Below are 21441 nucleotides of genomic sequence, written 5' to 3' on the forward strand. Positions count from 1 at the left end.
AGGCTCCGCCGGTCGACGCGCTGGTCCCGGGCGGCCTGGGGGTCGGCCCGCGATGCGGACGTCGCGCGGTTGGGCGGGTAGCACGGCGGGTCAGGGGTCTCATGGTGTGTAAGAGCTTCGCCGTGGCGTCCACGGCCGCCACTTCGGCGGGGACGTTGGGTTTCTTGGCGGCGGGCGGTGGCCTGCACCGGGCCCGGAAAAAGTCTTAGCCCCGGCGACTTGACCACAAGGGTCAGCGGTCCACCGGGGCTTCTCACCGAGAACTATACCCGAATCCGAAGGAGGAACAACGTGACGCACGTTTCCCCGGCCCCCGGCGCCGGCCCGTGGGTGGAGGCCTGGCTGAGCCCGGCCCGCTTCGGGGTGTACCTGTACGAGACCGGCGGCGACCGCGCTCGGGCGCTGGAGCTCTACCAGTGGAACAGCGAGCTGTCGTGCGCGGTGCTTCGCGACCTCGGGCACTTCGAGGTGGCGCTGCGCAACGCCTACGCCACGGCGCTGGACGCGACCTGGTCGGGGCCCTGGCACTGGCTCGACGACCCGGCGAGTCCGCTGCGGGCCCCGCTGCTGCGTACCAAGCGCGGCGGGCCGCGCGGTCCGCGGCAGGTCGACATCAACGACAAGCCCCGGCGGGCCATCGACGCCGCGCGCAGCCGGTACGGCGTCCAGGCGCTGCCGGGGAAGATCATCGCGGATCTGTCGCTGGGCCTGTGGCGGTACCTGTCCTCCTCGGCTCACGAGAAGACGTTGTGGGTGCCGCACCTCCACCGGGCCTTCCCGGCGGGAACCAACCGCGCCACGGTCGACCGGAAGATCGGCGATCTGCACGGGCTGCGCAACCGTGCCGCGCACTGGGAGCCGCTGCTGGCGGCGCCGCTGGCCCGCCGTATGGGGGACCTGGTGTGGGTGGCTGGGCTGCTCAGTCCGGAGCTGGCCGACTTCGTCCAGCATCACAGCGAGGTCGCCGTGTTGCTGGCGAAGCGCCCGTGACGCTGGTCGGGCCGCTGTCCGGCGCGGAGCGCTCGGGCGCGGCCTCCTCCGGCGTCGCCGCACCGCGCGCCGGTTCCGTCCCAGGTCAGCGGGGGGCCGGGGGTGTTTTCGTAGGCTGTGCCCTGACGCCGGCCCGCTCGCGGTTCCGGCGCGTCGAGCGGACCGCCCCTTGCAGAGGGGTCGGCCGGAAGGAGGGCGTCATGCACGGCACCACGCTCGCGGGCCGTTACCGGCTGGTCGGTCTCCTGGGCGCTGGCGGGATGGGCCAGGTCTGGCGGGCGGTCGACGAGCGTCTCGGCCGCACGGTGGCGGTGAAGGTGCTGGCCCGGCCCGAGGACGAGGCCCTGGTGCTGCGGCTGGACAGTGAAGCGCGGGCCGCGGCGGCCCTGAGCGATCCGCATGTGGTGGCCGTCCACGATGTCGGCGAGGCGCCGGTGGACGGCAGCCGGGTCGTCTACCTGGTGATGGAGCTGGTCGAGGGACGTTCACTGGGCGAGGTCCTGGCCGAAGGCCTCCCGGCGGTCGGCGACGTCATGGCGTGGGGAGGGCAGATCTGCCGCGGCCTTCACGCCGCCCACCGGGCCGGGGTGGTGCACCGCGACATCAAGCCCGCGAACATCCTGCTCACCGCGGACGGGCGGGTGAAGGTCTGCGACTTCGGGATCGCGCGACGCGCCGACGCGCTCGGGCACCCGCTCACCGGAACCGGCGCGGTGATCGGCACTCCCTCGTACATGTCTCCGGAGCAGGCCCGTGGCGACGCGGTGATCGGTGCGGGCAGCGACCTGTACTCGCTGGGGTGCCTGCTCTACGAGCTGCTGACTGGCGAGCCGCCGTTCCCCGGCGGCGGGTGGCCGGTGCTGGCGCAGCATCTGAATCAGGTCCCGGCCCCCGTCCGCTCCCGCCGGCCTGAAGTACCCGCCGAGCTCGACCGACTGGTGGCGGAGCTGCTGCGCAAGGACCCGCGGCGCCGGCCCGCGGACGCGTCCGAGGTCGCACGGCGCCTTCACGCCCTGCGGACGCCAGCCGCCGCGGCCACCGTGCCGGCGACCGCCGTCGTGACGCCGCCCGCCCACCTCCGCACGGTCCCCGCCGCCACCTCCCCGCCAGCGTCGACGGCGCCCTCCGCTGGTACGGAGAGTGCGGCCAGCGGGCCCGGGCGCTCGGCGGCCTGGCGGGCCGGGGCGCTGACCGGCGTCCTGGTCGGCGGGCAGCTGACGTTGCTCACCGCCGTTCCCGGCCTCCTCGCCGGTCTGCTGGGCCTGCTGGCCGGCGTATGCGTCGCGGTCGGCTCGCGTATGGAGGCGCGGACATCCGACGGTGATCAGCCGGACGGGCAGGGAAGCGTCGTCGGGGTGTTCGCGGCGATGCTGATCGCCGCGGCCTTGATGGTCGCTCTGCTGGTGTGGAGCCCGGCGCCCTGGTGGGCGGCGGTGCTGGCCGGCACGGTGACCGGGCCAGTGATCGTGGCGGCCACGGCCGGCGTGCGGGCCCTGGTCGAGCAGGTGCTGCGCCGGGGTGGGGCGGAGGCAGAGCTCGCCGCCACCGCGGGCCTGTTCAGCGGCGCCGTGGGGTGCGCGCTGACCGCTGCCTCAGTGCACGGGTCCGTCGCGGGCGCCGTCGCGATCGGGGCCGGTTCCTGGGTGGCGAGCAGCCTGGCCGTTGGAGCGCTCCTTCCCGCGCCCCACCCGCGCCCCCGGCACCTGTAGGCCGCGCCTCGACCAGTGCGCCAGTCATGTGCCGGAACTGGGTAAGACCGCGTTACCGCCGACCGTCCCTGGCGGAGGCTAGCGGTCTTCGTCGTCCGGAGTGTCGGGCTCCTCGTCCGAAGAGGCTTCCGCCGGGTCGATGCCCACCACAGGGCTCCCTCCGCCCACCGGCGCCTCGCAGCCAGCCACTTCCTGCGCGGCCTGCCCTACGGCGGCGGCCCCCTCGTCATCACCCTCCTCGGAGGCCGGGAGTGCCGAGCCGAACCCGGCTTGACCCGCGCCCTCTACTCGGCCAGGCGCCGACAGGGTGGTGTGCTGGGCCTCGGCGGGAGGGGTTTCCGCCGCGGCCTGGCGTACGGCGCCAGCACCCTCGTCATCACCCTCCTCGGCATCTGGCTCCAGCGCTAACGGCGACCGCAGGCTGGGGGCCGGGAGCGCCGAGCCGGCTTGACCCGCGCCCTCTGCTCGGCCAGGCGGGGGCGTCGGCCTTGCTCTGCTCGCGGTGCGGGGTTCCTCTCAGTCGCGTGAGCCGGGACGGCGCGGGGGGTGACCGACATCGGTGCTCGTCCGTGTCGCCAGGGCGTCGGCGGGGCCGAAGTCGCCCAGCTCGATGGCCAGCAGTGCACGGACGAACGCGGTGGGAGTGATCCAGTCGGTGCGGGCCTGGAAGGTTCGGTAGACGTTGCCGATGGAGTACCGGGCGCGGTGGGCGCAGCCCGCCAGGACGCATTTTCCTTCGGAGGCGAGCGCGAGCCGCTTGAAGGCTTCTTCCTTGGGCGGGGTCGTCTGGGCGTCGCAGCCGAGGTGGTCCAGGGTGATGTGGTGGTGAGCGGTGCTCGTCTCGATGGTGAGGCGGCCGCCGCCGGGAGTGATGTAGCGGCCCGGGGCCGCAGTGTCGTACGGGTGGATGCGAGGGAGGCTTAGTTCCCTGCGGTGCAGCGGCGGAAGGCCATCGAACCTTGTGTATGGGCCTGCCGCCCCGTGCGGGTTGTTCTCGGTGCTCACTGCGTCTCGTCCTTATTACGGTCTCGGGATCAGATGTCACGTTCGGCGGGCTGGCCAGCTGCGGCCCGTCGAGCAAGACCTGTCCGCGATCAGGTCGCGCGGCAGCCCAGGGGATGCTGGCGAGGGGGGACGGGTGTCTATCGGGTTCGGCGGTGAGGGCGGGCTGCGGCCCGGGCTGCCTGGTAGGCCAGTGCGGGGTCCGGGGATGGGCCGGGTGCTGGTTGCCACGTTCCGTACGGCGCGAAGTACGGGTGCCAGCGGCCGTCGGGTCCGTAGCGGAGCTGGACGCCGGCGGCCTGGTCGGTGAGCCGGTTGTCCTCGCATTCGACGATGGCGGTGGGGGCCGGCCGCAGAGGCTGGATGGCGGCCTGGGCTCGGGCGAGGCCGTCGTGGTCGAGGTCGTAGCGATGGAGGTATGCGGCGGCTCCGGCGGTACCGCCGTGGGTGTGGGCGAGGGAGAGGTGTCCCATGGCGACGGTGTCGAGGCCGAGCTGTTCCATGGCGGCCTGGCGGTAGGGGGCGCCATGTTCGAGGGCGGTGAAGCGCGCGAGGTCGGTTCCTGCGTCGGGGCCGGCTGGCTGTTCGGAGCGGTCCAGGAGCGCCTGAGCGCGGTGAGCGGCGTCGTCGACCAGGGCGCCGAGGGCGGCAAGGCCGGGCAGCGGCGCGGGAGGCGGCGGTGGCCCGGCGGGCAAGACCGGGTGTGCGGCGGTGAGGTCGAGGTCGACGGGGTCGGGCATGGGCGTGCGGGGTTGCTGCTGTGCGGGGACGAGGACGGCCGGGGCGGGGGCAAGGTGGTTGGACTGCGGGTCCGCGCCCGGGGAGGCGGCGAGAAAGGCGTCGCCGGACTTGGCGGTGCGCACGGCCTTCCTGATGCGGTGGTAGGCGCGGCCGCGGAAGGTGAAGAGCGGTTCGACGGCCGAGCGGAGCCGTTCGGCGAGGAGGAGTCCGACGGCGACGGTGTGCGGGCACGGCCCGGTGGCTGGGGTGCAGGGGCAGGTGTGGGAGAAGTCCTGTGCTGAGGGGATCAGCGGGATGCCGGCGGTGTGGGCGGGGTCGGTGAGCTCGTCGCTGAGGCCGTGGTCGGAGGGGCGGGCGGCGAGGGCGGTTTCGATGCGCTTCCACTGCTCGGCGGAGAGTTCCTCGACGAGAAGGCGGGGGCGCACGGGCCGGCCGGTGGGCAGGTGGAACTTCGCGGTGGCGAAGCCCTGGTTGACGTTGAGCTGGGTGGCTTCTGCCGCGAGGAGGCGGCGCGCGGCGTGAACGGTCCCGGTGTCGGGGACGGTGGTGACGGCGGCGGTCAGGGCGCGGGCCCAGGCGTCGGTGGCGCGGGGGCTCATCGGTGGGCTCCGAGGGTGACGAGCTCGGCGAGTTCGCGGTCGGTGAGGTTGGCGAAGGCGCGGTCACCGCCGCCGCGGCGCGTATCGCCTCTTCCGAGACTTCAGCCATGAGACAACTCCCGCATCCCAGACGCCCGCCGGTCACTCGGTTCGCATCGGCGAGCCCCTCAGTAGTGGAGACACCGTAGCGTGAGAATCTTCGTCAGCAGTGTTCGCAAGGGACTTGAAGAGGAGCGGGACGCGCTACTGGCCTCATTCGGGCGCTTGGGCATACCCCGGTGCGGTTCGAGGACTTCTCCGCGCAGCCCACGCCCAGCCGGGAAGCGTGCCTGGCAGCTCTCGACTCTGCAAATGTCTGCGTCTTCCTGCTCGGACCGTCCTACGGCCACGTCTTCCCCGAGACAGGGCAGTCGGCAACACACGACGAGTGGGTGGCGGCCAAGACGGCGGGTAAGCCACGCTGGGTCTATCGCAAGCTGGGCGTCACGTTCGAAGACGCCCAGCAGTCGTTCGCCCGGGACGTGGAGGCCTACGCCACCGGAGTGTTCCGTGACTCGTTCCAGGACACTGCCGAGCTGTTGACCAAGGTGGTGCGAAAAGTGAAGGAGCTGGAGGCGGGGCCGTCCTCGCTGTCCTTCGCACCGCTGACACAACCCGTTTCGCTGCGTCGGAGCCTCGATGAAGGAGGTGTCCAAGGCGGCGTCAGCGTCCCTCTGCTGGAACTGCACGTTCTCCCAGTGGGATTCGCCGGCTACTCGGCCCGTCAGCTGGAGGAGCTCAGCACATCACTGGCGGACCGGATCCGCCGGTCCGGGGCGGTCAAGAGCGACACTGCTCTGACGGCGTCCAGTTCCCAGGCACATGCAATTGTCAGCATGCCCCTCAGTCGGCCTCCTCGGTGGGACGCCACCCGGCCTGGGGAACTGGTGGAAGTACGCCTACACAAGACCGGACAGGTCTCCCTGCGGGCCACACTCCCCCGAGACGCCATGGGTTCCATCCTCGATCAGGACGCGCTGCCTCAGCAGATCACCGCCCTGCTGAGGCTCATCGGCGCGCTGAATCTGATCCAGCATGAACGCATCGTCGTGGCGGTCGGCGTCTCGGATCCCCAGCTGACCCAGATCGACAGGTTCAACCCGCACCAATCGCGTACGCGTGCCGAACTCGGCGGCTTCATGCGCTCGTTCGCACTGCAAACCGAGCCGGACGAGTCCGCCAGCCTGGCTGCGCTGGACGCCGGTGCAGAGGAGGTCGCACGGACCCTCTCAAGAGTACTGATCAAGCAGCACCCCTCAGCCACCTGAGACGGTGCCGTCATGACAACGGTTCACGGTCACCCGGCGTGAGGCGCTGCGCTCTACCTCCGGAAGCCTCGCCTGGGATCCCTGACACCGTGGCTGCCGAACGGCGCGACCCAGGCGGTCGCTCGTAGGTCACCCACGTCCATGGACTGGTTCGCCGGGTCCTCGGGATCTGCGATGCGGAACAAGCCTGCCCGACTAAGGGCCTCACACCTCTGACCAGCACAACCCCGCGCCAGCTATAGCAGTCGGCATGAGAATGACCTGGCCTTTCGCCACCCATGTCAGCAACAGGTGATCACCATCCGTCAGTACCCACTACCAGGTCACTGAGGCTGCGTCACTGACATTCAGATGACGATGCCCAGCTGACACTTCCTTGCAGACTGTCACTTGGCAGTCCGGGCAGGTGCTCGTTCAGTCTGGTCGCGGAAGTGGGGGTTCTCGGCTGCTGCTGGCGGGGGGCTCCGTCCCGGGGTGGCCGGTGTGGAGGGAAGGGCGGGGTCAGAGCATGAGGAGGACCCTGGTGTTCGTGAGGAGTTTGCGGTTCACGCTGGTGCTCTGGACGAAGATGGTGAAGTCGTCGTTGTGGTCGGGCTTGATGCGGATCTCGACGTCGGGCAGGCCGAGCAGGGCGCGGGCTTCGGGGCCGGTGTAGATGCGGTCGGTTGTCTTCTCCAGGACCGCGATCTGCTTGCGTGGCTGGATCTTCTCGGACTTGGTCAGCTGGTAGAAGGCGCCGCCGGTGCGGTAGGTGTGGCCGGATTCGGTGATCCAGTCGCGGATCGCGGCGTCACGTGTGACGGGGAGCAGTGCGTAGGAGGTGGGGTCGGCTGCTGTGAGGCCGGCTGCCTTGATGGTGTCCTTGTTGACTGCTTCGGCGCCCACGGAGAAGACCGCTCGGGAGCCGCGGATGCCCTTGGTGCGGCCCACCATGAATTTTTCGGTGGCTTCCTGGATGACTTGGCCGGCTTCGTGCAGGCCTTGGGTGCTGGTGGCGTCCCAGATGGCGATGTTGTCCTTGGGGAAGCCGTACTGCATGGCTTCGCGCTTGCCCATCTGGTCGGGGACGAGGACGGCCAGTGTCCAGTTGTCCTGCTGGGTCTCGATCATCTGGGCCACTGCCTTGACCAGTTCTGCGGGCTTCCTGGAGGGGGTGCCGGGGCAGCGGTGGCTGGCGTTCTCCTGGCCGTCGGTGAGGACGAACGTGAGGAAGCTGTGGTCTCCGTAGAGCTGGGCGGTCTGGGCGAGTTCGCGTTGCGAGGTGAGGGTGGCTGCCAGGAGGGCCGTCATGCCGCCGACTCGGTAGAGCTGCTTGAGGGAGGGCATGCGCAGGACGTCTTTGTCGTAGATGACGCACTCGACGTTGTTCGCGAAGACGTACACCGTGACGCGGGTTTCCTGGTCCAGTTCGCGTGACCGGCGGGCCAGGTAGGTGATCTGCTGGTCGGCGACTTCGATCACCTTGGCGCTCAGGCGGGACATGGAGGAACTTGCGTCCAGGACGAGCGCGACGTGGTTGATGTAGTTCTGGTTTCCGGACATGGGAACTCCCCCTCGTTTCCGACTCGGTGGCCCTACGTTCCCATCTGGCACTGACAATCGATCATGGTTCGTCGGGGGTGGGGCCACGTCGGGCTGGGGCCGGGCGGTCGGGGTCGTGCCATGTTGCGTTTTTTGCGTGGCCTGCCGGTACCGCGTCGGTTTTGTATGGGGGCGACTGGGTCGTGGAGGCGCTGGACGGGGGCTTCGCCGCCGGTTCCGTGCACCGTCACCGGTGACGGTGACGGTTTCGCGCTGCGTGGGGTGCCGGTGGTCGCGCTTTTCGTGTCTGCCCGCGGGCAGGTGTGGCTGTGTTGCGGGGGGGGCTGGTTCAGCGGCGCAGGAGGAGGGAGGTGACGCGTAGGCGGCCGCTGTGGATCCAGACGTCGGAGTATTCGACGGGGCGGCCGTCGTCGAGGTAGGTGACCTGTTGGAGGTACTGGACGGGGTCGCCCTGGCCGAGGTCGAGTTCGGTGGCGACGTCTGTGGTGGCTGCCTCGGCGCTGAAGGTCCGGCGGGCGGTGGCGATCTTGAGTCCGTAGGTGTCTTCCAGGACGCCGAAGAGGCTGGCTGTGGTGAAGTCGGTCTTCTCGATGCCGGGGGCGAGGTCGGTGCGGACGAAGTTGGAGAGGAGGGCGACGGGGCCTTGGTCGGTTCTGCGGACGCGGGTCAGGCGCAGGACGCGGGTGTCGGGTGTGACGTCGAGCAGGGCGGCGACGGGGCGGGGTGGGGCGATGAGTGTGCATTCGCCGACGGTGGTGGTGGTGACCACTCCTTGGCTGGCGAAGTCTTCGGAGAGGGTGCTGAGTTTTTGGGCGATCGCTGGTTCGATGGTGGTCGAGGTGACGAAGGTGCCGCGGCCGCGGACCTGTCGTAGGAGGCCTTCTTCGATGAGGGTGGTCAGGGCGCGGCGGAGGGTGCCGCGGCTGACGCCGTATTCCTGGGCGAGTTCGGGTTCGCTTTTGAGGCGGTAGTGGGCGGGCCAGGCGCCGCTGGCGATGCGCAGTCGGATGTGTTCCGAGATCTGGACGTGGATCGCCGTGGGGACGTCCCGCTTGATGTCCGGCAGGCCTGGCTTGTCGCCCGTCACGGTGGTCTTGTCTCCTTGTGGTGGTCTTGCCGGAGGACGGGTGTCGTTCCGGCCCGGTGCCCGTGCCCCCGGGCGGGGCCGGGGGCATGGGCGCCGGTGGTGCTGTCAGTAGCTGGCGGTGGTTTCGTCGCCGGTGTCGGTGATGATCGACAGTCCGGCGCTGGTTCCCAGCAGGCTGGCTCCGGCGCGCAGGAGTTGCAGGGCCTGCCGGTAGGTCTTGATGGATCCGGAGGCCTTGACCTGGACGCCGTTGCGGGCCCGGTCAACAAGGTAGCGAACGCTTGCGGGGTGTGCGGTCTCGATCTGTCCGCTGCTGGCGTTCTTGAGGAAGGAGGCGCCTGCTTCGATGGCGAGTTCGACGGCTGTTTCGCGTTCGGTCTCGGTGAGGAGCGGCAGTTCCAGCATGACCTTGACGGGGAGGCCGCTGGCTCGTACGACGCCGGCGATGTCTTCGCGGAAGTCGTCGTAGCGGCCGCTCTTGAGCCAGCCGATCTGGACGCCGATGTCGAGTTGGGTGGCGCCGAGGCGGGCTATTTCGGCGGCTTCGGCGGCCTTTCCGGCGCTGGTCATGACGCCGACGGTGGGGAAGTCGAGGGCGGAGGCGACTTCGATTCCGGTGCCGCTGAGTTCGGTGACGACCTCGGGCAGCCAGGAGGCGGGCACCATGGCTGCGTTGAAGCCGTGTGTGGCGGCTTCCTGGGCGTGGGCGATGATCTGCTCGCGGGTGGTGTCCGGGTCGATCCTGGTGTGCTGGATGTAGGGGGCGAGTTGGGCCGGGGTGAGGGTGAGTTCGGTGGCGGCGGTGGTGGTTTCGGACACGGTGTGGTCTCCCTGGGAGGTGGTGTGGGGGTGTGGGCGGGTGGGCCGCCGGGGTGTTTTTCGGGTGCGGGGCGGGGTGGGGTCAGAGGCGGGAGGCGTACTCGGGTGGTGTGATGATGTCTTCGCCGCCGAACCAGTGGGGGGCGTCGACGCCGCAGTAGAGGCCGATGTTGCCCCAGGGTTCGAAGGCGCCGGTGCGGACGATGACCTTTGCCTGGCGGGCCAGGGCGCCGAGCATCTCGGTGTGGGGGCGGGTGGTGAACTCGGCGTCGGTGAAGCGCTCGTGGAGCCAGGTGTCCAGGCGGGGGTTGTTGTGGGGGACGTTCTCGGCGCGGACGACGCCTTCGACGACGAGTTCGTCGGCGATCAGTGTGAGTACCGTGCGCAGGTCGGGCAGGTTCTGGGCGAGGGCCAGGTCGATGCGGTGGGCGTCGCGGGGGATGGGGAAGCCGGCGTCGACGACGAGCAGCAGGTCGGTGTGGCCGAGGGTGGCGAGGGCGCCGCTCAGTTCGGCGTTGAGGATGCCGGAGCGTTTCATGGTGGTTCCTTTCGTGGTGTGGGGGTGGGTGGGGGTGGGGCGGGGTTTGTGTGGTGCTTCAGGCGGCTGTGGGTTCTGTGCCGGTGGCGAGGGTCATGACGGATTCCTCGGTGGCGTCGGCGGAGTCGACGACCGCTGCGAGGCGTCCTTGGCTCATCACCGCGATGCGGTCGGTCAGGGTGAGGAGTTCGGGCAGGTCGGAGGAGGAGCAGAGGATTGCCAGGCCTTGGTCGGCGAGGGTGGTGAGCTGGGCGTAGATTTCGGCTTTGGCGCCGATGTCCACGCCGCGGGTGGGTTCGTCGAGGATGAGGACCTGGGGGTTGATGGCGAGCCAGCGTGCCAGTACGGCTTTTTGCTGGTTGCCGCCGGAGAGGCTGGTGATGGGCTGGGTCATGGTGGCGGTCTTCACCCGGAGCTGTCGTGCCTGTGTGGTGGCGGCTTCGTTGAAGGGGCGGCGTCGGAGGAGGCCGAGGCGGCTGAAGGTGCGGGTGGTGAGGGCGCCGATGTTCTCGCCGACGCTCATCGTGGTCAGTAGTCCTTGGGCGCGGCGTTCGCCGGGGACGAACGCCAGCCGTCGTTCGACGCTGGTGATGGGGTTGCGTCGGTCGTAGGGTTCGCCGCCCAGTTCGACGGTGCCGCCGTTGCCGGGGTCGGCGCCGAAGATGTTGTGGAGGAGTTCGATGCGGCCGGAGTCGGGGAGTCCGGCGATGCCGAGGATCTCGCCGGGGCGTAGTTCGAGGGAGATGTCGTGGTGTCTGCGGCCGCTGAGTTGCCGGACGGTCAGGGCGGGGCGGGTGGCGGGTGGGGGTGTGTCGGTGGTGCGGCGGGTGAACTGGCCGAGTTCTCGGCCGACCATGGCGGCGACTGCTTGCTCGGGTGTGGTTTCGTCGCGGCGCCAGGAGGCGACGTGGGCGCCGTCGCGCAGTACCTGGATGTGGTCGGCCAGGCGGAAGACTTCGGGCATGCGGTGGGAGACGTAGAGCATGGTGGTGCCCTCGGTCTTGAGGTGGTCCATGAGGGTGAAGAGCCGGTCGGCCTCGGCGGGGGTGAGCATCGCGGTGGGTTCGTCGAGGATGAGGACGCGGCAGCCGCGGGCCAGGGAGCGGGCGACGACGATGAGTTGCTGGGTGGCCAGGTCCAGGGTGCGTACGGGGGCGTCGGGGTCGAGGTGGAGGTCGAGTCCGGCGAGGAGTTCGGTGGTGCGGTGGATCATCTGGCGGCGGGAGGGGAACCAGCGGTTGCCTGGTTCGACGCCGCTGAGGACGTTTTCGGCGACGGTGCGGTCGGGGAGCAGGGAGAGTTCCTGGGGGACGATCGCCACGCCGTGCCGGCTGAGCATGGTGGCCGGTTCGAAGGAGGTGACGTCTTGTCCGAAGACGGTGATGTCGCCGTCGCTGGGTGGCTGGAGGCCGGCGAGGATTTTCAGCAGGGTGGATTTTCCGGCGCCGTTCTCGCCGAGGAGGGCGGTGATCTCGCCTGCGGGGACGTCGAAGGAGACGTCGCGCAGGGCGCGGACCGGGCCGAAGTTGCGGGTGAGGTTGCGGACGCGTACGGCGGGTGTGGTGCCGGCCGGGCTGGGGGTGTCGGGGTGCGGGGGTGCGGGGGTCATCAGTCCTCCACGGTGGCGTCGGCGAGGTTGTCGCGGGTGATGATCTGGGCTCCAGTGTCGACGCCGGTGATCTTGGTTTCCTCGGTGAGGAAGTCGTGCAGTGTCTTGACGGCCTGGTAGCCCTGTTCGGCCGGGTTCTGGCTGACGGTGAAGTCGAGGACGCCGCGGTCGATGTATTCGGAGGTCTGGGTGAGCAGGTCGAAGCCGCCCATGGCGATGGAGTCCTGTTTGCCGGACTGGGCGACCCATTTGGCGGCGGCGGTGGTGGAGCAGCAGTCCAGTCCGGCGACGGCGGCGACGTCGGGCTGGCCGGACATGGTGGATTCGACGGTGTTGTATGCGCTGTTGGGTTCGTTGCCGACGTTGACTGGTCCGACGATCTTCAGTCCGCTGTCCTTCATGCCTTTCTTGAAGCCGTTGAAGCGGTCGTGGGACCATCCGGCTCCGGTGTCGACGGAGAAGACGATGACGGATTTGCCGTTGGTGTCGCCCTTGATCTTCTTGCGTAGTTCCTTCGCCTGGTTTTTTCCGGAGGCTTCGAGGTCCTGGCCGACGAAGCCCATCTGCTGGGAGTCGGGGTTGTCGGTGTTGAAGGAGATGACGGGGATGCCGGCCTTGTAGGCCTGGCTGATGACGGGCTTGAGGGCGTCGCTGGAGGCGGAGGAGACGGCGAGGCCGTCCACGGCCTGCTGCTGGATGAGTGTCTGGATCTCGGAGACCTGTTTGCCGGCGTCGCCGCCGGTGGGTCCGATGAGGGAGACGTCGTCGCCGAGTTCCTTGCCGGCCTTCTTCATGCCGGAGCCGATCGGCTTGGCGAAGGCGAGGGAGGGGTCGTGGTAGCTGAGCTTGATGCGCAGCGGCTTGTCGTCGTCCAGCCGCTGCTGGATGTAGGGGGCGAGGGTGAAGGAGTCGTCGCCGGTGCCGTTGGTGCCGTCGGCGGTGATGGCGCCGCAGGCGCTGAGGGAGAGGGCGGCGACGGCCGTGGTGGCGGCGGTCAGGGTTCTCAGGTGGGTACGCGGGGACATCGGGGGCTCCTTCGGCGGGTCCGCGGTTCTCGGGGACAGGGGGGCGGGTGGGGCCGGTGGGGCGGCGTGTGAGCGGTTCGCGGTGCGGCCGGTGGCCTGGGGTGGGCTGGTGTCCGTGTCCGCGAGGTGGCGGGGGTGGGGCCCGGGTCGGGTGCGGGTTCTGGGGCTTGCGCTGCCGGGTGCCGGGCCGCGGGCGACGGGGGGCGGGGGTGGCTGGTGGCGTGCGTGTGGCGGGCCGGGTGCGGGTCCTGGGGCTGGGCTGCCGGACTGGTTCCTGGGGTTGGGCTGACCGGGTGCGGGTCCTGGTTGGGCTGACCGGGTGCCGGGCCGTGGTGGTGGTGTCCGGGTCGGTGTCGTGGGCGGCCGGGTCAGGCGCGGGTCTTGCGCTTGCGCTGCCAGGTGTCGGCGGCGACGGCGGCGACGATGACCAGGCCGGTGACGACGGTCTGCCAGAAGGACGAGATGCCCTTGATGTTGAGGATGTTCTGGAGCAGGCCGATGAAGGCGACGCCGATGACGGTGCCCCACATGGTGCCGGAGCCGCCGAAGAGGGCGGCGCCGCCGATGATGACGGCTGAGATGACGGTGAGTTCGAGTCCCTGGCCCGTGACTCCCTGTACGTAGGAGAGGAAGGACAGGCCGAGGACGCCGGCGAGCCCGGCGGTGAATCCGGAGAGGACGAACGCGGTGAGTTTGACCCGCTTGACGTTGACGCCGACGAGCCGGGCGGCTTCCTGGTTGCCGCCGACCGCGTAGGTGTTGAAGCCGAAGCGGGAGCGGGCGAGCAGGACCACGCCGATGGCGGCGACGGCGGCGAAGAAGACGAACTGCATGGGGATCACGCCGAACAGCCGTCCCTGGCCCAGGAGGCTGAACTCGGCGACGCCCGGCTGGGAGGAGCTGAGTGAGATCGGGGCGCCGTCGGAGATGAGCAGGGCGATGCCGCGGAAGACGCTGAGGGTGCCGAGGGTGACGATGAAGGACGGTACGCCGAGCAGTACCACGGCCAGGCCGTTGAAGAGTCCGGCGAGGACGCCGACGGCCAGTCCCACGGCCATGGCCGCGGCCCAGCTCCAGCCGTCCGATATGAGCATGCCGGTGGAGATCGCGGACAGGGCGTAGGTGGAGCCGACGGAGAGGTCGATCTCGCCGTTGAGGATGACGAAGGTCGCTCCGACGGCCATGATGCCGAGCTGGGCGATCTGCTGGCCGACCGAGAGCAGGTTGCCGGACTGGGCGAAGGTCGGTGAGAGCACTGTGCCCAGCAGGAAGAGCAGGACGAGGGCGGCGAACACGCCGGCTTCCCGGGCGTGCAGCAGTCTGTGCAGCGTGAGTGGGAGCCGGCGGGAGGAGGCGTCGGGGGGTGCCGCCGGGGCGGTCTGCGGCTTGGGGGAGGTGGTCGGGGTCACGAGTCGTCTCCAATCAGGGCGGTCAGCTGGGCTCTGGTGGGCAGGGCGGGGATGACGCCGGCGATCGACACCGTGTGGGAGCCGGCGGCGGCGGCGAACTCCACGGCCTGCTCGAGGGGGCGTTGCTCGGCCAGGGCGACGGCGAAGGCGGCGGTGAAGGAGTCACCGGCGCCGGTGGTGTCGACGACGGCCGGGGCCGGGTGCGGGTCGACCTGGGTGACGCCGTGGGTGCCGGCGATCAGGGCGCCCTGTGCGCCGCGGGTGATGACGACCGTGCCTGCGGTGCGCTGCTGCAGGGCGCGGGCCAGTTCCTCCTCGCTCATGCCGTGCCCGTCGTCCAGGCCGAGGAGGACGGGGGCCTCGGTCTGGTTGGGGGTGAGGACGTCGATGAGGGGCCAGCTCTCCTGGGGCAGTGGGCGGGCGGGCGCGGGGTTGAGCAGCGTCCGGGTGCCCGTCTCACGGCCGGCTCGCAGGGCGGCGAGCACGGCCTCCTCGGGGATCTCCATGGAGACGATCAGGATGTCGGCCGAGGCGATCTCGGCGCGGAAGGATGCCACCGCCGCCGCGTCCAGTTCGTCCAGCGCGCCCGGGGCGATGGCGATGCGGTTCTCACCGGACGGTTCGACCAGGATGAAGCCCACCATCGTGGGTGCTCCGGCGGTCACCACGTGCTGGTGGGCGACGCCCTCGTGTTGCCACAGCTGTCGTGCGCGGCGTCCGAAGTCGTCGTTTCCGACGGCCGTCAGGAGAGAGACTTCGGCGCCCAGCCGGGCGGCGGCGACGGCCTGGTTGCTGCCTTTGCCGCCCGCTCCCGAGTGGAAACGGCCACCCGAGACGGTCTCCCCCGCGGCGGGCGCCTTGGGAATCCGCATGGTCAGACCGGCTCCATAGCTACCGACAACCGCGATCTTCATCGACCCACCACCGCTTTGTGTATGGACAACCATGAACAAGCGCGATCGTAGGTACAGGGATGTCCACAGTCAATGGGTTGTTCACCCGCGTATGGCACCACCCACCACAGACCAGAACGCGCGACACGCGTGCGGGGAACGCATACGGTGCCCGCCGCGCTCCTGGACCGCCCGCAGGCCCGGCCGGCCGGTCGGCACCGCACCGCTCGCCGCCCGCCGCGCTCCCGCTTCCGCTCCCGCTCCCGCTCCCGCTCCCGCTCCCGCTCCCGCTCCCGCTCCACGAAACCCTGACTCCGGAAGGCGCCTCCCGGGGAGGCGTCTCTTTCCTCAGGGTGCTCGCCGCCGCGCAAGCGGCCCCGCCCCTCCCCCGCCGAAGCCCGCCCAGCACCTGCGGCAGACACCGCGCACCCAGGGCCCAGCCCGCTACACGCACACTCCGCCCGGCGCCTCCGGGAGCGGGAGAAGACAGGAGGCGGGCGTCCACGCCCCTCTCCGGCATCCGGTGAAGCGTGAGCACGCACCGTACGGAGCCGGGAGCCAGGCGGTCTCCTCTGCATCCTCTGGCGAGGAGACGCGTGGCAACACTCCTGACCAGCCGCCAGAGACAGAGACAGAGACGCGCAACGAAACACCTGACCGGACACCAGGCGCGGGACGCGCGGCGAAACTCCTGACCACCCGACAGGCGACGTCCCCCGCACAGGCGTGTTCCTGATCAGCTGTCAGCAGTAGTGGCACTCGGCCGTACCATCGCCACGTTCCGCAAGCCGTCCAGGTCCCCGTACGCGACCCGGCCCTGACCCTCGCCGGCACGCGTGACGCCCCCGCTGTCCGCTGTCCGCTGTCCGCTGTCCGCTGTCCGCTGTCCGCTGTCCGGACGCTACGGCAACCTCCACGCCGCCCTCCACCCACTCGACATGCGGGTGGCCGGTGCTCTGGCGCATCGATGCCCCGGCAGCAGTCACCGGCCCGGCCGGCAGCCGGTGGAGCGGGGGCTCGGCCGCCCTCACGCCCGACGAACTTCTGGCACGGACTCCCGGGCCGGTGGCGCTGCGACGCCTTCCCCACGGCGAGCGTCAGGACATGTCCTGCCGGTGCCCCTCACCAGCCGCACCGCAGCTCTCCTGACCGATGAGCACACTCACGTGATGGACATCCGCGACTGCTACGCCTTTCCCCCAGGCGCGCCTGGCCGGACACGTCACCGGCCTCACCCGTTCCCGCGAAAGGCGTCACCACCACCCGGCACGCCCGCGGCCCGGCGGCACCCCTTCCCCGGCAGCCGGCCGCCCGCCCACGCCCCGCGGCGCCACGCCCACGCCCGCACCCAGGCACAGCCCCCTCCCCGGACGAAGATCTGGCGGCACCCGGCACCACCCTCCCCGGACCCGCTGCCCCTCAAGGACCAGCCTGCGTGTCCGCAAGGGCCTGTCGCTCAAGGGCTGGTGGCGTCCGCTGGACCAGGCCGACAGGGCCGGAGGCCGGCGACGCGGCCGCCGGGCCATCCTGGCCCAGCGCATGGCACCGGCGCCGAGCCATGCTCCGCAGCCGTTCATCACCCAGCAGGGCGGGCACCGGACACAGGGGGCGTGCACCGCGGCTCCCGGAACACTCTCGCCTCCGTCGCCGTGCTGCCCTCTGCCGCCGGCACACACGGCAGGCGCGCCGGACGTCAGCCGGGCCCTCCCCCTCTCCCCCGCCGGCACAGCGCTGGAAGACCCGGACACGCCACGGCACCCGAACCGCGCAAGGCTCGCCCCCCGCTCCGCCGCGGCGAGCAGCGCCGGACCGAAGCGACGCCGGGCAGCGGCCACCGCGGGAACGGTGACCGCCCGAACGCCGAGGACAAAGAGCAGGGGGACCGGCCCAGCCGCTGTCCCACCGGCACGGCGTGATCCCACGAGCTGCTCCCCCGCACCGGCTCCCCCGTGCCGCGATGCCCTCCCGACGCCCCTCGGGCACGGGAAACACGGCAGACGCCGGGCGCTGGGACCACCAAGCACGTCGAGACACCTCCCGGCCCGGGCGGCTCGGCCAGTACGGGCCGGGCGGCCCAGGCGGCCCGTGCGAGCCATGCAGCCCGTGCGAGCCACGCGGGCCGTGCAGCCCGTGCGAGCCGGGCGGGCCATGCGGCCATGCAGCCCGTGCGAGCTGTGCGAGCCGGAAGCTGCCGGTACGGGCAGAACTCACCGAGGTCAGCTCCCCACAGGCGGTCGGTGGAGTCCACTCCCGCTCCGGCGACGGGCTCCGGGAAGGGCGCACCGCCCGCCCGTCCCAGGGAAGAGCCCGTGCCCGGCCGGGCGGCGGAACCGGCTGGAGGAGGAGAGGGCCGGCGAAGGTGCCGGCACCGCCGCGCGGGCCGGCGAGGCGACACCCGGAGGGAGACGCTGCCCCCGAAGGCATGGCCGCGGACCGGATGCGGGCAGCCCCTCGTGGGGCCGGCAGGCCCCACGAGGGGCTCACGGAAGGGCCGCCGGGAAGCACGGGGGCGGCGGGCTCTGCCCTTGTCAGCTGGGCTTGTAGGCGATGTAGCCCCACTGCTGGGTGTCCGGGCCGGGACCGGACGCGTCCGGGAGCCAGCGGCTGACCGGGCCCAGCCCCGGCTCCGCGATGGTCAGGCCCTCGGCCATCGCCAGCATCGTCTCCGCGCTGCTCGCCACGTACGGCTGGGTGCCGGAGTCCGCGTACGACCGGTTCGCCGCGTCGATCTCCGGCGAGGCCAGCGTCGTACACATCACCAGCGCGCTGCCCGGCGCCAGCCGGGAGGTGTAGTCCCGCACCAGGGCGACGGCCTCCGCCGGATCGGTCACATGCCCGATCACCGCCATCAGCATCAAGGCGACGGGCTGGTCGAGGTCGAGAGTCCGGGCAGCCTCGGCGACGATCTTGCCGGGGTCGTTGAGGTCACCGTCGATGTAGTCGGTGTCCCCCTCCGGCGTACTGGTCAGCAGAGCACGGGCATGTGCCAGGACGATGGGATCGTTGTCGACGTAGACGATCCGGGCGTCCGGAGCCGCGCGCTGAGCCACCTCGTGCGTGTTGTCGGCAGTGGGCAGACCGGTGCCGATGTCGAGGAACTGCCGGTACCCCTTCTCGGCGGCCAGGTACCGCACCGACCGCCGCAGAAAACCCCGCGTGGCCAGAGCGAGCTCGACCGCCGCGGGAAACTCCCGCTTCATCCGCTCACCCAGCTCCTGGTCCGCCGGGTAGTTGTCCTTCCCCCCGAGCAGGTAGTTCCAGAACCTCGCCGAGTGAGGTTTGCTCGGCTGGAGATCGACGCCCAGGTTCGGGTACTGCGGGCCGGCATTCATCAGCGCGCTTCCTTCCAGGTGACAGGACAGGTCAGAGGCAGGCCCAAGGGGCGGGCGGCGGCCGGTGCCGCGGACCGGGACCAGACGCATGTCGTCCCCGCGGGCGGCCCGGACCGGCAGCGTATCGCTGTCAGGCATGAGACGCCGTCAGGTACGGCCCACGCGCAGGCGGCGCACCTGACACACCGCCACCACGAGACGCCTCCCGCCGGCACGGTCCTACTGGCGGGAGCCCGCCAGGCCGCACTCGTAGGCGACGATGACGGCCTGGACGCGGTCCCGCACGCCCAGCTTCGCGAGGATGTTGCCGACGTGGGTCTTGACCGTCGTCACCGACAGCACGAGACGCTCCGCGATCTCCACGTTGGACAGTCCCTGCGCCACCGCGCGCAGCACATCGGTCTCCCGCGGGGTGAGGGCACGCAGCCTCGGATCGAGGGCATCGTCGCGCGGCGGGTCCGCGTCCGGGCTGTGCGGAAGGTGGTGCGCGAAGAGATCGAGCATGCGCCGTACGACACGAGGCGCGACCACGGAGCTGCCCGAGGCGACGGTGCGGATCGCCTCGGCGAGTTCCTCGGGCCGGGCGCTCTTGAGGAGAAACCCGCTCGCGCCGCCGCGCAGCGCGGCGAACGCGTACTCGTCGACGTCGAACGTGGTCACCACCAGCACCCGGGCGGCGGGGTGCTCCGCGGCGATCCGGCGGGTGGCCTCGATACCGTCCATGCCCGGCATCCGCACGTCCATGACGACGACGTCCGGAGCGAGGGCGGCGACCTGTTCGAGCGCCACCTTGCCGTCCGCGGCCTCGCCGACGACGGCAAGGTCCGGTTCGGAATCGATCGCGAGCCGGAACCCCATGCGCAGCAGCGCCTGGTCGTCCACGAGCAGGACCGTGATCATCGGGGGCCCTCCTCCACGGCCGTACCGGACCCCGCGTCGGGGCACGGCAACGTCACCTGCACCTGCCAGCCGCCCCCGGCGCGCGGGCCCGCCATCATATGCCCGCCCAGCAGAGCCACCCGCTCCCGCATACCGACGATGCCGCGTTCCGTGCCACTGCCCGTGCCCGGACCGGTGCCGGCCTCGTTGACGACGGCGACCTCGACCGCCGGCCCGGTCCGCCGCACGACGACCGACACGGCAGACGTGCCAGGCGCGTGTCGCAGCACGTTCGTGAGCGCCTCCGTGACAATACGTTTCACCGCCAGCCGCAACGCCGTGTCCGGCGGCAGGGGCGTGTCCAGCCCGGCCGCCGACACGGGCATCCCCGCGGTGCGGAAGCGGCGCACGACAGCGTCCAGGCCGGCCCCTTGCGGAGTGGCGTCCGCGGTGTCGAGCGCGCCGAGCACGCGTTGCATGTCGGCGAGGGCTTCACGGCCGGTGCGGGACAGTTCACCCAGCGCCTCCCGTGAAGCGTCCGGGGCCCGGTCGAACGCGGCCGCCGCACCGTCGCAGAGCGCGATCATCACGGACACGGAGTGCGCCACGACGTCATGCATCTCGCGGGCGAGGCGCTCGCGTTCCGCCGTACGCACGAGCGCCGCGGACGTGTCGCGTTCCCGGGCGACCGCCCGGTAACGCTCCTCGATGTCGTGGGCATGCCGGCGGCGGTCCCGGGAGGCGAACCCGACCAGCACCCCGGCCAGCAGAGTACCCACCAGCAGAACGACCGACACGATCCGGCGCTCCGGCGAGAACGGCGGCTCCGTCAGATGCCAGTACGGCTCCTCGGCGTAGTAGCCGGTCCACAGCAGCATCTCGAGGATGCCGATCTGCTGGAACCACCACATGGCCGCCGACACCGTCACAGCCGCAGCCGTCACCAGCAGCCAGGTGGAGCGGGCGTCCCGCGACGAGGCGACCGCGGCCGCCGCCATCCCCAGACACAGGCCGAAAACGCCCGTGACGCCTCCCGTCATGAGCGAGGCCACAGCGCCGGCAGTCAGCACGGCCAGCACAACGACCGGCCAACGCCGCCGCACGAGCAGCGCCCCCGCTCCCAGAACAGCACCGGCGAGCCAGACCGACGGGACCACCCAGTGTTCGGCACCGCCGCGCGGATAGTAGCCCAGAGCGACGATGCCGTTGACGGTGTCCCTGACCACAGCAGCACCCACGACACCGAACGCCCCCACGACCACAACGACCAACGCCACGTCCCCGAGACGAGGATGCGCGGCCCAGAACCTGCGCACCGGCCCGATCCGCCGCACCTGCACCCCACCCAGCAACCGGATGTCGTCCACAGCGGACGACGAGACCACCGACGACGTCACCACTGCCCCACCTCCGCCCTCACCCGACACGCACCCGGCGCCTCCACCCGCACCCGGCGCTCTCTCGACGCATCCACCCGCACCCGATGTTCCCTCGACGCATCCGCCCGCACGCCAGGCCCTCCCGGCGCACCTGCCGTCACGCGGTGTTCCCTCGTCACGTCTGCCTTCACCCGACGCTCCCTCGCCACGACCAGCCTCACGCGACATTCCCTCGACGCGTCTGCCTTCACCCGACGTTCCCTCGCCACGACTAGCCTCACGCGGTGTTCTTCTGGCGAAGGCGAGCCGCCGCCTCCACCGGCACGACCGTCGCCCACCCGGCCACCACGAACCCCACGACCCTGGCCTCCAACCCCCACTTCCGCCTTCACCCGGCATCTCCCCGACACCTCTGTCCACACCCAACGCGCACCCGGCCTCACCCGGTGTCCTCCCGACGCACCTGCCGTCACGCGACATTCCCTCGACGCGTCTGCCTTCACCCGATGTCCCCTCGACGCATCTAGCCTCACGCGGTGTTCCCCCGGCGAAGGCAAGCCGCCGCCCCCACCGGCACGACC

Annotated in this window: 17 protein-coding genes; 4 read left to right on the forward strand and 13 right to left on the reverse strand. The window is 70.9% G+C overall.

Features of this window, described 5'->3' with window-relative positions:
- Positions 1-291 precede the first annotated feature (291 nt).
- From Sdia_RS29145 to Sdia_RS29155, 3 genes are all read left to right on the forward strand, one after another.
- Entirely contained in the window at positions 292-990 is a 699-nt protein-coding gene (locus Sdia_RS29145) for a hypothetical protein (protein ID WP_189500677.1), read from the forward strand.
- Positions 991-1190: 200 nt separating this feature from the next.
- Positions 1191-2699: a serine/threonine-protein kinase gene (locus Sdia_RS29150; protein WP_189500679.1), complete on the forward strand. Its 1509-nt coding sequence runs from the start codon at positions 1191-1193 to the stop codon at positions 2697-2699.
- 270 nt (positions 2700-2969) lie between these two features.
- Positions 2970-3107 (forward strand): hypothetical protein, encoded by a 138-nt coding sequence (locus Sdia_RS29155; protein ID WP_189500681.1) that lies wholly within the window; start codon positions 2970-2972, stop codon positions 3105-3107.
- 108 nt (positions 3108-3215) lie between these two features.
- Here Sdia_RS29155 and Sdia_RS29160 read toward each other — a convergent pair whose 3' ends face one another.
- Both Sdia_RS29160 and Sdia_RS29165 read right to left on the reverse strand, forming a co-directional pair.
- Positions 3216-3704: a DUF6420 family protein gene (locus tag Sdia_RS29160; protein WP_189500683.1), complete on the reverse strand. Its 489-nt coding sequence runs from the start codon at positions 3702-3704 to the stop codon at positions 3216-3218.
- 137 nt (positions 3705-3841) lie between these two features.
- Positions 3842-5041, reverse strand: a complete 1200-nt coding sequence (locus Sdia_RS29165; protein ID WP_189500685.1) for a hypothetical protein — start codon at positions 5039-5041, stop codon at positions 3842-3844.
- A 278-nt stretch (positions 5042-5319) separates the two neighbouring features.
- Between Sdia_RS29165 and Sdia_RS29170 the strand changes: the two genes are divergently transcribed.
- Positions 5320-6348 carry a DUF4062 domain-containing protein gene (locus Sdia_RS29170; RefSeq protein ID WP_229831643.1) on the forward strand — a complete coding sequence of 343 codons (1029 nt, stop codon included), beginning with the start codon at positions 5320-5322 and terminating at the stop codon, positions 6346-6348.
- A gap of 501 nt (positions 6349-6849) precedes the next feature.
- On the opposite strand, the gene Sdia_RS29175 is transcribed toward Sdia_RS29170, so the two are convergent.
- The 11 genes from Sdia_RS29175 to Sdia_RS29225 form a co-directional block, all read right to left on the reverse strand.
- Entirely contained in the window at positions 6850-7890 is a 1041-nt protein-coding gene (locus Sdia_RS29175) for a vWA domain-containing protein (RefSeq protein ID WP_164379936.1), read from the reverse strand.
- Positions 7891-8218: 328 nt separating this feature from the next.
- A complete protein-coding gene (locus tag Sdia_RS29180) occupies positions 8219-8977 on the reverse strand; it encodes a GntR family transcriptional regulator (protein WP_100458328.1) in 759 nt (252 codons plus the stop codon).
- A gap of 105 nt (positions 8978-9082) precedes the next feature.
- Positions 9083-9796, reverse strand: coding sequence for a deoxyribose-phosphate aldolase (gene deoC, locus Sdia_RS29185; protein ID WP_164379937.1), 714 nt, complete (start codon positions 9794-9796; stop codon positions 9083-9085).
- Between the two features lie 82 nt (positions 9797-9878).
- Positions 9879-10334, reverse strand: a complete 456-nt coding sequence (gene rbsD / locus Sdia_RS29190; RefSeq protein ID WP_164379938.1) for a D-ribose pyranase — start codon at positions 10332-10334, stop codon at positions 9879-9881.
- Positions 10335-10392: 58 nt separating this feature from the next.
- Positions 10393-11943 (reverse strand): sugar ABC transporter ATP-binding protein, encoded by a 1551-nt coding sequence (locus tag Sdia_RS29195; protein ID WP_189500687.1) that lies wholly within the window; start codon positions 11941-11943, stop codon positions 10393-10395.
- Positions 11943-12968, reverse strand: coding sequence for a sugar ABC transporter substrate-binding protein (locus Sdia_RS29200; protein ID WP_189500689.1), 1026 nt, complete (start codon positions 12966-12968; stop codon positions 11943-11945). Before Sdia_RS29200 ends, Sdia_RS29195 begins: the two co-directional genes overlap by 1 nt.
- A 368-nt stretch (positions 12969-13336) precedes the next feature.
- A complete protein-coding gene (locus Sdia_RS29205) occupies positions 13337-14377 on the reverse strand; it encodes an ABC transporter permease (RefSeq protein WP_181844125.1) in 1041 nt (346 codons plus the stop codon).
- Positions 14374-15249, reverse strand: a complete 876-nt coding sequence (locus Sdia_RS29210; protein ID WP_229831644.1) for a ribokinase — start codon at positions 15247-15249, stop codon at positions 14374-14376. The genes Sdia_RS29205 and Sdia_RS29210 overlap by 4 nt, the downstream gene beginning before the upstream one ends.
- A 2549-nt stretch (positions 15250-17798) precedes the next feature.
- Positions 17799-18602, reverse strand: coding sequence for an SAM-dependent methyltransferase (locus tag Sdia_RS29215; protein ID WP_100458320.1), 804 nt, complete (start codon positions 18600-18602; stop codon positions 17799-17801).
- A 219-nt stretch (positions 18603-18821) separates the two neighbouring features.
- Positions 18822-19502, reverse strand: coding sequence for a response regulator (locus tag Sdia_RS29220; RefSeq protein ID WP_100458319.1), 681 nt, complete (start codon positions 19500-19502; stop codon positions 18822-18824).
- Positions 19499-20881, reverse strand: coding sequence for a sensor histidine kinase (locus tag Sdia_RS29225; protein ID WP_191835378.1), 1383 nt, complete (start codon positions 20879-20881; stop codon positions 19499-19501). The genes Sdia_RS29220 and Sdia_RS29225 overlap by 4 nt, the downstream gene beginning before the upstream one ends.
- Positions 20882-21441 lie beyond the last annotated feature (560 nt).

The organism is Streptomyces diastaticus subsp. diastaticus (assembly GCF_011170125.1).
Taxonomy (GTDB): domain Bacteria; phylum Actinomycetota; class Actinomycetes; order Streptomycetales; family Streptomycetaceae; genus Streptomyces; species Streptomyces diastaticus.

Bases quoted from the DNA above. Each gene is read 5' to 3' on its own strand.
- Sdia_RS29210 (WP_229831644.1), bottom strand. From the start codon at position 15,249: ATGCGGATTCCCAAGGCGCCCGCCGCGGGGGAGACCGTCTCGGGTGGC.
- Sdia_RS29150 (WP_189500679.1), top strand. From the start codon at position 1,191: ATGCACGGCACCACGCTCGCGGGCCGTTACCGGCTGGTCGGTCTCCTG.
- Sdia_RS29175 (WP_164379936.1), bottom strand. From the start codon at position 7,890: ATGTCCGGAAACCAGAACTACATCAACCACGTCGCGCTCGTCCTGGAC.
- Sdia_RS29200 (WP_189500689.1), bottom strand. From the start codon at position 12,968: ATGTCCCCGCGTACCCACCTGAGAACCCTGACCGCCGCCACCACGGCC.
- Sdia_RS29220 (WP_100458319.1), bottom strand. From the start codon at position 19,502: ATGATCACGGTCCTGCTCGTGGACGACCAGGCGCTGCTGCGCATGGGG.
- Sdia_RS29165 (WP_189500685.1), bottom strand. From the start codon at position 5,041: ATGAGCCCCCGCGCCACCGACGCCTGGGCCCGCGCCCTGACCGCCGCC.
- Sdia_RS29195 (WP_189500687.1), bottom strand. From the start codon at position 11,943: ATGACCCCCGCACCCCCGCACCCCGACACCCCCAGCCCGGCCGGCACC.
- Sdia_RS29215 (WP_100458320.1), bottom strand. From the start codon at position 18,602: ATGAATGCCGGCCCGCAGTACCCGAACCTGGGCGTCGATCTCCAGCCG.
- rbsD (WP_164379938.1), bottom strand. From the start codon at position 10,334: ATGAAACGCTCCGGCATCCTCAACGCCGAACTGAGCGGCGCCCTCGCC.